This is a genomic window from Geojedonia litorea (assembly GCF_042654525.1).
In the GTDB taxonomy this organism is placed as follows: domain Bacteria; phylum Bacteroidota; class Bacteroidia; order Flavobacteriales; family Flavobacteriaceae; genus Geojedonia; species Geojedonia litorea.
In genome coordinates this window covers 131717-143714 of record NZ_JBHSGP010000013.1, presented here as the reverse complement: position 1 = coordinate 143714, position 11998 = coordinate 131717, and the positions used below count along the sequence as shown (strand labels likewise).

The window sequence follows — 11998 nt, the reverse complement described above, 5'->3', positions numbered from 1 at the left end:
AACATCTAAGTTTTTTTCTTGAGTAAATGAAACACTTGTATTTAAAAATGCTAATAATAATATAAAAGAAAGTTTAAAGTTCAAGTTGAAGATTATTTTTTGCGTTTAATTTCTGGATTTTTATTAATATATTTTAAAAGCATGTTTTTTACATCTTCAATACCTCCTTGTTTTAATCCATCATTTACATTCGCACCAGTAATCCAATATAAAATCATACCGGCATCAGAGCAATCCCATTTCCCTTTTTGGAAGTTAACGATGTTATCTAGTTCTGCTATGTTTCCTATCGTCCAAATTAGTCTTATTCGCGAGTCTTCATGGTTTTTTGCCCAATCCCATTGTTCAATATCTACTTTTAGCTTAATATTTTGGTCTGGAATACGAACTTCCTCAATGCCAAAGTCTAATATTTGTTGCCAAGTATAAAAATCGCCTGCGTTATCATTGGCGGGGTGATGCGTCACAACTTTTACATATTGGTGTTTTTCATTAGGTGTTTTTTTTAAGGCCATACCAATAATATCAGGTTCACCTGCTTCAATAATCCACAGAGGATCTTCTGCAGATGATGCATTTATAGCCCAAGCTAAATCGTTAATGGTTTCGTCTTTTTGCCATATGGCATCGTAAAACGTAAGCTGTTCAAATCCGCCCCAGCGACGTGCCGTCATGTCGCAAGCTACTTGCATCAAGTGGTGTCTTTCTTTTTCAGCTTTTTCAGAAATTCTATCGTCTCTTACTAAATCACAACTATGTGAGTAGTGTACTAGTCGATTTTCTAAACCTGCAGCTCTAAGTAATGCAATAGATATGGCAGTTCCTCCAAGATCATCAGGATCGGGTGAGTTTCCATCGGCTACAATGGCAATACGACCTATGGGTGGTTTAACTATTTGAGCAGTAACAGATATCGAAATCATTGAAAAAACGAATAGAAATAATGAAATTTTGTGATGCATTTTAAAATTATGTTTAACGCTTTTATTTAAAGATTGTAAAGGCTATGGTTAAATGTTTTTAGTTTTGATAATATGTAGATGAAGCATTTTGTAAAGATTCGCCTTTACCAACAGGCGAAAAAACAATACCTGCCCATCGTCCTCGAGTCCATTCTATACCATCGCTACCTATTTTAGCTGTTACCGTAATCTTATCTCCTTTTTGTATCGAAATATTTTTCCAAAGGGCATTAAATTTTTTGCCTTCTTCAAAGAGTCGTTGAGTTAATTCAGGTGAATAACTTCCAATTTTTTTATTATTTATTGAAATAGTGAAGGTAGATTTACCATCATTTTCTCCAACACCAACAAAAACAATATCATAAATTCCAGATTCAAAATTAAAGAGGGTGCTTGTTTTGGCTTCTTCATATTTTTTCGGGTTAATTGCTAACCAATTTTTTCCATTTTTGTAAAAGTTTGTTCCTTTTATGGGGAAGTCTTGGGCGGCAATACATCTGATGTCTTTTGAAAAACTACATATTGTTTGAAAATACGACGGAACCTTAACTTCAGTAAACGTATCTGGAAGTACTCCATCTGTAACAGTGACTTCCGGACCTTTTTCAATTGGAACGTAGTCGATATCTTTAGTTAAAATAAATTTATCAAACTCAAATCCATCTTCACGCATACTAAATTGAATATCATGAATTCTAGCATCAGGTATGTCTAAATATATTTCGTGAGCTACACCACAATGAATTTCTTTTGTTCGTTGTTTACTTTCCCAAGTCCATTGGTTTTTTCCTTGACACCATTGCATACGTTGGCCATGTTCCGGCCATGTGCCATTTAAGCCAACATGTATGCCATTATCCTCTCCACCAGTGCTAAATGCGCGTACCCAGACATAATAAAGACCCGGAGTATTAAACTTAATTTTATAATTTAACACAGCCATCTTTCCCGGTTCATTGCTGAAATTTTCACCATGTATTAATTGGTCGTCGTGCGTAACGCGTTCATCTGGTAAAATTTCAAGATATGCATTGTTGCTAGCATCATAACTGTGCTGAGCATCATCATCCCGCCCTATTTTTGGTGCTTCATTTTTTGATGTTATATACCATCGCCTTTTCTCTGTTAAGTACTGTTTATGAAAAAACTCTGCTTCTACTGCTACAATGCCATCTTGCTCTTCAAAAATTACACTATCATCAATTATAGGTAAATGGAGATTGTTTTTTTGCGCGTTTAAATCAATATTTGTTATTAATAGAATAATAAGAATCTTAAAAAACAGGCTCTTTTTTATCATAGATTTTATAAATTATTCACAGTTTAAATTGTCTTGAAGCAACAATTATAATCCTTTAAAAATAATACATAAAGTTTGTTCAACTAACCTGCTCCATCCTGTGCAAGTCATAAATAAGAAAAAATAAAAATTTATTTTTTTTGATATAAATTGAAATTATGCTTTTCAATAAAATGAATAAAATAAGTCTATTTAACGGTTTTTAAATACTAAAGTTTTAAAGAGAATTTAAATCCTGATTTAATCAGGATTGTGCAGGATGGTTCAACAAAATCAAGTGAATATATTTGATAATTAACAAACAATTAACTAAATATTTATGAATTTAAAAATTAGATGCAAAACTCTGTCAAGTTTTAATAAAACTTGGATGTGTGTAGTTTTGGCCTTGTCTAGTATGGCAATAACCAACTCACAAACGGTTTCGGGTACCGTTAAAGCTGATGGAGAACCACTACCTGGTGCAACGATTATTGTTAAAGGTACCAGCAGAGGAACGACTTCAGATTTTGATGGAAACTTCACAATTGAAGCAGACGCTCAAAGTACACTATCAATTTCGTATGTTGGTTACGCTACACAAGAAATTCTAGTGGGTAATCAAACTCAAATTAACGTTAATTTAGTAGCAGATAATAAATTAGATGAAGTTGTTATTATTGGATATGGACAACAACGCAAATCAGACTTAACAGGTTCTGTATCTACGGTTAGTGCTGAAGATATCGCTAACATACCAAGTTCTAGGGTAGATCAAGTTTTACAAGGCAGGGCTGCGGGTGTTCAGGTAACCCAGGTAAGTGGTGCACCAGGAGCTGGGACTTCTATCAGGGTAAGAGGTGGTAACTCTATAACAGGCAGTAACGAACCACTTTGGGTTATTGACGGTATTGTTGTTGGGACAAATTTTAATTTAAACAATATCAATGCCAATGATATTAAATCGATTGAAGTTTTAAAAGATGCTTCATCCATTGCTATATATGGTTCTAGGGGTGCCAATGGTGTTATTTTAGTAACTACCAAAAGCGGCGCTAATATAGGTGGTGGTAAACCGCAAGTTAGTGCAGGTATTTATACGAGCACACAATTAGTACCAGAAATGCCTAATTACTTAAGTCAAGTACAGCAAATAGAATACACCAACGCAGATGCCATGGCTAGGGGTGTGGCCGTACCATTTCCAGGAAATCCTTCTGATTATCCAGATAATGACTATTTTGACTTATTGTTAGATCCATCTCCTATTTATAGTGCTAATGTATCAATTGCAGGATCTTCTGAAAACGGAAATGTAAGTTATTATAATTCTTTAAATTTCTTTGATCAAGATGGCCTGATTAAAAATTCTGGCATCGAAAAATACATTTTTAGATCCAATATAGATTTTAAATTAAGTGATAAATTTAAAGCGGGATTTAGGGTCAATTATTCGAGAATTAAACAGGACAATGGTGTAGTTGGGTATGGAAGCCTCTTAGCTATTTTACCAACCCAGCCCATATTTAATGATGATGGTTCTTATAATGGCTCCAATGAAGTTACTGGTAATCCATTTAACAACCCTGTTGCCACTGCGAAACTTGACATAGATGAAACCACTACTAGCAATCTGTTAGGAACTTTATATTTAGAATATAGTCCTATTGAAAATTTAATTATTCGTTCTACTTTTAATCCAGATATTACAAATTCTAAAAGGAACGAATTTACGTCTAGCCAAAGACCAGATTTGCCAACGACTGATAGTAATGCCAGGGTAAGAACTACCTCTTCTATTGGATGGAATAATGAAAATACTGTGCAATATTCTGGAAACATTGAAGAGAATCACAGCTATACGGTTTTAGGTGGTGCCTCTTTCCAAAAAACTTCTACTGAAACACTTCTCGCTCAATCTTTTGGATTTACTACTGATGCCACTACATTCAATAACTTGGGTTTGGGGACGGATCCGTTACGAAATGTAGTAGGCTCTGGTTACAGTGGAATTCAAATAGCTTCCTTTTTTGGAAGGGTTAATTATGCCTATAAAGATAAATATCTTTTAACCATAGTTGGCAGAACAGATGGAAGTTCTGTTTTTGCTCCTGGCAATAAGTATGAATTTTATCCTTCAATTGCAGGGGCTTGGAAGATTACAGAGGAGCCTTTTATGCAAAATCAAAACACCTTTCAAAATTTAAAATTAAGAGCTAGTTATGGTAAATCTGGGAATCAGGCTATCTCTCCCTATAACACATTAGGTGTTTTAGTTGAGGGAAATACTACCTTTAACGGTACTGAAGTTCCTGGAGCTGTCTTGGGAAGACCAGCAAATCCAGATTTAAAATGGGAAACAACAACGTCTTTCGATATTGCTTTAGAAGCTTCTTTATTTGGAGGAAGGATATTTACAGAATTTAACTATTATTCTAAAAAAACAGAAGATTTATTACTAGATGTGACCATACCAAGGCAAACAGGTTATACGAGTCAATTACAAAATGTAGGTTCTTTGGAGAATAAAGGCTGGGAATTTTTATTAAATTCTACCAATATTAGAAATGATAATTTTAATTGGAATTCCACCTTAACACTTTCATCAAATAAAAATAAGGTATTGGATCTTGGTGGTCAAGAATTTATAGATGTGATTACTGATCCAATTTTAGGGGCAGGAAACTTAAGAATAATTGTTGGTGAAACGGTGCCAGTATTTACCGGAGCACAGTATTTAGGGACCTGGAAAAGTCAACAAGAAATTGATGCCTCAGGTTTTAATCCTGGAACGCAATCTGTTGGAGGTCCTAGATATGCCGATTTAGATGGAAGCGGTGATATTACCCCCGAGGATTATGTGGTACTAGGTAGTCCGTTCCCAGATTTAATTTATGGATTTGAAAACAATTTTTCTTATAAAAACTTTGACTTAAGTATTTATATACAAGGAACCGTAGGTAATGAGGTTTTTAATACGAGAACGCGCAATAGTTATTTCATTCGAGGGGAACTTCCAAAATATGCCGAAGTTGCTAATTATTGGTCACCTCAGAACCCAACTTCTGACATTCCTCGACCAGGGTTTGTTGAAGGTGCATATGTTCCCAATTCTGTTGATGTAGAAGATGGTTCACATTTACGGTTAAAAAATGTAAGATTTACTTATAATTTACCAGTTGATAAAATGGGATGGAAGGGAGTAAAGGACATGTCAATTTACGCCTCTGGAACTAATTTGCTAATACTATCGGATTTTAGATTAATTGATCCTGAAACAAGCCAATACGGGAGAACAGGTTTAGGAAATATAGCTCAAGGATTTGCAGGAGGAGAGTATCCCAACGCCAGTGTTTTAAGTTTGGGACTTAATGTAACTTTTTAAAAATATTACTATGAAAACAAATAAATTATTTTTTTGTATCTCCTTAATTATAATCACATGTTTTGGTTGTGATTCATTTTTAGAGGAAGAACCACGAGATATTATCGCTCCAGAAAATTTCTTTTCTACTGATGCGGATGCAAGACAAGCTATTACAGGCTTATATGCAATAATTAAAAATAACTCCATCTACGGCCAAGCTGGGTTGGATAATTGGTATGACAACGGGGTTGATATTATTGAGCCAAATCGTCCACATCCAATTTTTGAGGTGATGGGAAATTACACTTTAAGTGAGTTCACTGCCGACGCCTCAAACCAACTAATGAGTGTATCAGATACATGGCAGAATCTGTATAGAGTTATCTTAAATGCCAATGTCATTATTGATAGGGTTTCTGGAAATGGAGCCATCTCTGAAGATGTACAGACCAATGTTATTGCAGAGGCTAGATTTATGCGTGCATTGGCTTATTGGCATATTACCAACCTTTGGGGTGACGCACCGTTTTATACTGAAAATATAAGTTTAAATGAAATCAGACAACTAGGGAGAACCGATAAGGATGTTATATTAGCTTCTGTATTGGATGATTTAGAGTTTGCTCAAAATAACCTACAATCTGTTTATCCAATTGAAGAAAGGGGTAGAGCTTCTAAATGGGCAGCAGCTGTTATAGAAGCAAAAATACATATGAAAGCTAAAAACTGGCAAGCTGGATTGGATAAATGTTTGGAGATTATAAACCAATCACCTCATGTGATACTACCAACCTATGCTGAAGTGTTTGATCCTGGAAACGAATATAATGCTGAAATTATTTGGTCTTTAGATTTTGCCAAGGATATTACAGGTCAATTTGAAGAGGCATTTCCAGGCGCAGCCTTTGCAGGAAATAATTATTGGAGACCAAGTCTTTTTAATCCTCGCATTAGAGATGAACCGGCTAATGCCGCAGATAATCAACCTTTAAGAGCGGCATTGAAAGCTAATGGACAAGAATTTAATGGTACTGGACTTCAAATAGCATCGAAAGACTTTGTCAATAAGTTTCCTTTGAATGATTTGCGACGACCATTAAATATTATGGAATCTTACGAGGGCTTTCAATTGAATCATACATACATGCCAAAGTTTATGAATTTAAATTTTGAGACTTCTCCAAGATTTAATCACGGTGATAATAGGTTGGTATTTAGGTTGGCTGATGTGGCATTAATGGCTGCTGAATGTGAAAATGAGTTAAATGGCCCAGGGAATGCTTACCAATATATTAGGAAAATAAGAGAAAGAGCTTATGCCACCATTGCTGAAGCGGAAGCAATAAAGGGATTGTCTCAAGCACAATTTAGACAAGCCATTTACGATGAGCGTAAGTGGGAATTGGCTGGTGAGTGTACAAGGCGATACGATTTAATAAGATGGGGTATTTATTTAGATGTTGTTCGTAATGCAGAATTCAAAACGTATACTCCGAATTTAAATATACAGGATCATCATGTATTGTTACCTATTCCTTTAAATGAAATACTATTAAATCCAAATTTATTGGAGTCCGATCCAACAAATAATGGGTATAGATAAAAATTTGAGTTAGAGTTAGTTTTTTAAATAAGAGACCGGAATAAGAAATTGTTTCGGTTTTTTGGTGTTTGGTGATAACATAGGTTTCGTTAGTTTTTAATCAGTATAGTACAGGGTACTTTTTAACTCTATTAAAATTATCTTGCAGCAATTATTATTTATTTGTATGAAAATTCTATTTGTTTTTTGGGTTTGTTTTTCGACCTCAATTATGGCTTTTTCCCAGATTAAACATGGTTTGAGAGATGAAGTAGGTCGCCATGTCATACCCCGTGGATTTGTTATTAATACAAATGATCATGGTGGTGAAGTCTTTTTCAATAGTGATGATTATGTTCGTATGGTTAGAATGGGAGCGAATACACAAGTTATTCGTTTGGAATTAGGTAAATTAAGTGATTTTCCAGGAGGAAAACTAGAACCTAATTATCTTTTGAAATTAGACTCTTTGATTGCTATGGGCAAACATGTAGGAATAAAGACCGTTTTTAAAATGACGGTTTATGGGGTAGATAAATTTGTTTGGGAAGAATTCTGGCAAAATAAAAAGAACGAGTACGAAACCTATTTGGATGCCTGGAAAGTTATTTGGAACCGATATGCTGATGAAACATCTGTTTTGGGGTACGATGTAGTTAACGAACCCAGGAAATTAACTATGAAAATATCGTATAAAGACCTTACGGATAAATATCTTATTCCTCTTTATCAAAAAATTATAGATGAAAGCCATAAAATAAATGCTAATAAAATGATTCTTCTTCAGTCTATTTTCATGAACAAGGGAGAAGGTATTGATAACAACCAATATGCTGAAATTACAGCACCAATAAACCGAAAGAATATCATTTTTGCACCTCATATTTATCAAAATAAAATTGATTTTATTAAACCGGTTATGGATCGTTTCGATAGAGAATCTGAAATGCTGGAGGCACCCATTTTAATTGGGGAATGGGGTTTTCCAACCTTTGCAACCACTGATACCATTATTGAAGGGAATTTAGGGCAACTCAAGTACAGAGAACTGTATATAAGAACAGCTGAAGTTTTTGATAGCATGGGCGTGGGCTCTATAAAAGCATGGTTTTTGGGAAATAGAAGTATGCAAAATTTTCTTCCCGGAGGGCCTTCAACATGGTCCATTTTTAGCGATAAAACCGATGCCGGAACTGTAGAACGAAAATATATTACAGATGTTATAGCACGACCTTTTCCTCAAACCATAGCAGGAGATATCCAATCATTTTTATTTAATCATGCGACCAGAACTTTAGATGTTAATTTAAAAACAGATAATAGTAAAGGGGCTTCCAAAATTTTTATTGGCGCCAATAGGCATTATCCGGATGGTTTTTCGGTTTTAATTGGAGATGATTTAGTAATGTACTACAACCCATTAAAAAATGTAGGACTGGAAATATACAAAAGCCCAAAAGAGGTGGATCCATCAAATTTCATTTGGGATATGCACAGCCAAAAACTTATTGTTTTAAAATGGCCAAAGGACAAACAAATTATAGATTTAAAAATTGTTCCTGGAATTAGGAATTTTAATTAATTGTAAAGAATTAAATAATGAGAAAAATAGTATTAATAAGTTTTTTTGCTACCCTAATATTTGGTTGTAACTCATCACAAACTGTTGCACAAACCAAACCCTTAAGTGATTCTGAAATAAAAAAGAACGTTGATCTTCTTTTAAGTAAAATGACTTTAGAAGAAAAAATAGAAGAAATGACCCAAGATGCACCTGCCAATGATAGGCTAGGAATTCCTTTTATGAAGTTTGGCGAGGGATTACATGGATTGTGGTACGATGGTGTAACAGTTTATCCTCAAGCCATAGCTTGTGGCTCTACTTGGGATCCCGAATTAATTAAAAAAATGGCTTCGCAAACAGCATTAGAGGCTCGCGCATTAAATATTACACATATATATTCCCCAAATTTGGATGTGATATCTGGCGATCCTAGATATGGTAGAGTAGAAGAATCGTATGGGGAAGATCCGTATTTGGTTTCTCGTATGGGAGTTGCTTTTATTCAAGGTATGCAAGGTATGGGAAGTGAACGCTTTGATAAAAACCATGTAATTACTACAGCGAAACATTTTGTGGGCTATCCTGAAAACCGTCGTGGTATTAATGGAGGTTTTAGTGATATGTCCGAGCGTCGTTTACGTGAAATATATTTACCTCCTTTTGAAGCCGCGGTAAAAGAAGCGCAAGTGGCCTGTGTTATGCCAGGGCATCAAGATTATAATGGGGTACCATGCCATATGAATACTTGGTTGTTGAACGATGTGTTACGTGGTGAGTTAGGTTTTGATGGCTTTATCGTATCCGATAATAATGATGTTGGCAGGTTGCAAACCATGCATTACATTACAGAAACAAGAGCTGAAGCAGCAATATTAGGTTTAAAAGCAGGGGTGGATATGGATTTGGTTTTAGGAAAACCATTGGATTTATACACATACCATACTACCGTTTTAAAAGATACACTTACCAAAAATCCTGAATTGGTAGAATTTATTGATGCCTCTACTTCCAGAATCCTTACGGCAAAATATAAATTGGGATTATTTGGTTCAAAATTGAAAGAAGCCAAAACAGATACTATTGTAAGTAAAAAAGAACACCAAGAATACGCTTATGAAATGGCTAAAAAAGCAATCATTTTATTGAAAAATGATAATAACGTATTACCACTTGATATATCAAAAATTAAATCGTTGGCAGTTATAGGTCCCAATGCCCATGAAGAAAAGCCTGCAAAAGGAACTTATTCTTTATTAGGTGGATATTCTGGGTTGCCTCCATATTATGTTTCAGTTTTGGACGGATTGAAAAGCAAAGTTGGAAACAAAGTAAAAATCAATTACGCACAAGGTTGTGAATTAATGAGCGATTCCAAAGCAGGTTTCCCAGAAGCTGTAGCTGCAGCTAAAAATTCAGATGCTGTTATTTTGGTTGTTGGCGGTTCGCGTAGAACTGGTGGCGAAGGAGTAGATCGCGCTGATATTGATTTATTTGGTGTTCAAAACGAATTGGTTGAAGCCATACATAAAACAGGTAAGCCGGTTATTGTGGTTTTAATAAATGGGCGTCCATTATCCATTAACTACATTGCTGAAAATATACCTTCAGTTTTAGAAACCTGGTATTTAGGTATGCGTTCGGGCGATGCTATTTCAGATGCTATTTTTGGTGATGTAAACCCTGGAGGCAAACTAACCGTTTCATTTCCGCGTTCTGCTAATCAAATTCCGGTTACGTATCTAGAGCGTCCAGATTTTATTGGTTCGGGTAAAGGTGCGTATAAAGATGCCGATAAATCACCGTTATTTCCGTTTGGTTATGGCTTAAGCTATACTACATTTAAGTACAGTGATCCAAAATTGGCAAACGATGCTATTAATCCAGATGGAACTACAACCGTGTCAGTTGAAGTTACTAATACGGGTGATAAAACAGGAGACGAAGTGGTACAAATGTATGTACGAGACGATTTTGCTTCGGTAGGACGTTATCTTAAAATGTTAAAAGGATTTAAGCGTTTGACCTTAAAACCAGGTGAAACTAAAACCGTAACGTTTAAATTAGGTTTTGATGAATTAAATATCCTTAATCAAGACATGAAAAAAGTGGTGGAACCTGGAACATTTACAATATCGGTAGGAACTTCTTCTTTAGATAAGGATTTAAAAAAAACGACACTGACAGTCAAATAAAATCCAGCTTATAATAGCCTAAACAAGGGGGGCGATTTGCTCTCCTTTTTTGTTATAAATATTTCTTACAGGATACCACAGGATACTAATTAAAGTAATACAAATTAAATTGTAGCATTATTAATCCAGTTAGTTTCCACTAACAAGCTAAAAATTAATCTATTATGAAAAATATTACTTTAAAAATTTCTGCATTTTTATGCTTAACCATGTTTGTACTTCAGGTGCACGCTCAAGAATGTCCTGATCTATGGCTTGCGCCCGGTGTTTATAAGATTGCAACATGTAATTTGGCCGGAGGTGAACTTTATATGACCATTAATGGCGGTACAGGTCAGTTAGAGTGGGCTGCAGAAATAACAACAGCACCCGCTGATGCTACACAACTTTGGACTGTAACAGACCATAGAATGCCAGCTTCTGCAGGGTATGTGGAAATTACAGCAGATCTTACTTCTCTTGGTGCTGGACCCTGGACAATGATTGTAGATCAATCAACTTATGATGGGACCGGATTAGATCCTGAAGTAAGAATTAATGCTAGACCTGGTGATCCGATAAGTGATACCATGGATCCAAACTACGAATATGACCAGTTTCAAAGAAGAAAAGCGAGCGGTTGGACCGGCACTGGAAACAATGCATTGTTCGCTAAACCTCCAGGGCAAGGAAACTTAAGATATAGTGTAGTACCAACGGCAGCAGGTGATCAAGTACTGTTTCAAAATTCAGGTACAATTAGCAATCTTCGTTACATTCTTGTATCTACATTAAGTACTGCAGACTTTGATAAAAGCTCAATTTTTGTATCAAATCCGGTAAATGATGAGTTGACTATTAAAGGTTTAACTCCTAATGTTAAAGATGTGAACATTTATAGTATACTTGGTAAACAAATTATGTCAATTAAAGTAGATGGATCGTCAACTTTAAATATGGACGTTAGTACCCTTACAAGTGGCTTATACATTGTAAAAATGGTAGGTGATAACGGAAGTTATAGCAAAAAAATTATTAAAGAATAAACTTTTAGGTTTATTAAAATAATGAGA

At 35.1% G+C, this 11998-nt stretch carries 7 protein-coding genes; 5 read left to right on the top strand and 2 right to left on the bottom strand.

What is annotated here, in order from left to right; genetic code table 11:
• Nucleotides 1–92 precede the first annotated feature (92 nt).
• On the bottom strand, nucleotides 93–962 hold the full coding sequence (locus ACFO5O_RS08045; RefSeq protein WP_387962637.1) for a hypothetical protein: 870 nt from the start codon (nucleotides 960–962) through the stop codon (nucleotides 93–95).
• 58 nt (nucleotides 963–1020) lie between these two features.
• A complete protein-coding gene (locus ACFO5O_RS08040) occupies nucleotides 1021–2262 on the bottom strand; it encodes a hypothetical protein (RefSeq protein ID WP_387962635.1) in 1242 nt (413 codons plus the stop codon).
• 319 nt (nucleotides 2263–2581) lie between these two features.
• Between ACFO5O_RS08040 and ACFO5O_RS08035 the strand changes: the two genes are divergently transcribed.
• The 5 genes from ACFO5O_RS08035 to ACFO5O_RS08015 all read left to right on the top strand — a co-directional run bounded on the left by ACFO5O_RS08035 (nucleotide 2582) and on the right by ACFO5O_RS08015 (nucleotide 11971).
• Nucleotides 2582–5626 carry a SusC/RagA family TonB-linked outer membrane protein gene (locus ACFO5O_RS08035; protein WP_387962633.1) on the top strand — a complete coding sequence of 1015 codons (3045 nt, stop codon included), beginning with the start codon at nucleotides 2582–2584 and terminating at the stop codon, nucleotides 5624–5626.
• A gap of 10 nt (nucleotides 5627–5636) precedes the next feature.
• Complete coding sequence (locus tag ACFO5O_RS08030) at nucleotides 5637–7211, top strand: RagB/SusD family nutrient uptake outer membrane protein (protein ID WP_387962631.1); 1575 nt, start codon at nucleotides 5637–5639, stop codon at nucleotides 7209–7211.
• A 211-nt stretch (nucleotides 7212–7422) separates the two neighbouring features.
• Nucleotides 7423–8772 (top strand): cellulase family glycosylhydrolase, encoded by a 1350-nt coding sequence (locus tag ACFO5O_RS08025; RefSeq protein WP_387962629.1) that lies wholly within the window; start codon nucleotides 7423–7425, stop codon nucleotides 8770–8772.
• A 17-nt stretch (nucleotides 8773–8789) separates the two neighbouring features.
• The gene (locus ACFO5O_RS08020; RefSeq protein ID WP_387962627.1) at nucleotides 8790–10946 is read left to right on the top strand and encodes a beta-xylosidase; all 2157 of its coding nucleotides are present in this window, start codon (nucleotides 8790–8792) and stop codon (nucleotides 10944–10946) included.
• Between the two features lie 164 nt (nucleotides 10947–11110).
• Nucleotides 11111–11971, top strand: a complete 861-nt coding sequence (locus tag ACFO5O_RS08015; protein WP_387962625.1) for a T9SS type A sorting domain-containing protein — start codon at nucleotides 11111–11113, stop codon at nucleotides 11969–11971.
• Nucleotides 11972–11998: the final 27 nt, after the last annotated feature.

Coding starts and splice junctions, on each gene's coding strand:
- ACFO5O_RS08045 (WP_387962637.1), bottom strand. CDS start 962: ATGCATCACAAAATTTCATTATTTCTATTCGTTTTTTCAATGATTTCG.
- ACFO5O_RS08040 (WP_387962635.1), bottom strand. CDS start 2,262: ATGATAAAAAAGAGCCTGTTTTTTAAGATTCTTATTATTCTATTAATA.
- ACFO5O_RS08035 (WP_387962633.1), top strand. CDS start 2,582: ATGAATTTAAAAATTAGATGCAAAACTCTGTCAAGTTTTAATAAAACT.
- ACFO5O_RS08030 (WP_387962631.1), top strand. CDS start 5,637: ATGAAAACAAATAAATTATTTTTTTGTATCTCCTTAATTATAATCACA.
- ACFO5O_RS08025 (WP_387962629.1), top strand. CDS start 7,423: ATGGCTTTTTCCCAGATTAAACATGGTTTGAGAGATGAAGTAGGTCGC.
- ACFO5O_RS08020 (WP_387962627.1), top strand. CDS start 8,790: ATGAGAAAAATAGTATTAATAAGTTTTTTTGCTACCCTAATATTTGGT.
- ACFO5O_RS08015 (WP_387962625.1), top strand. CDS start 11,111: ATGAAAAATATTACTTTAAAAATTTCTGCATTTTTATGCTTAACCATG.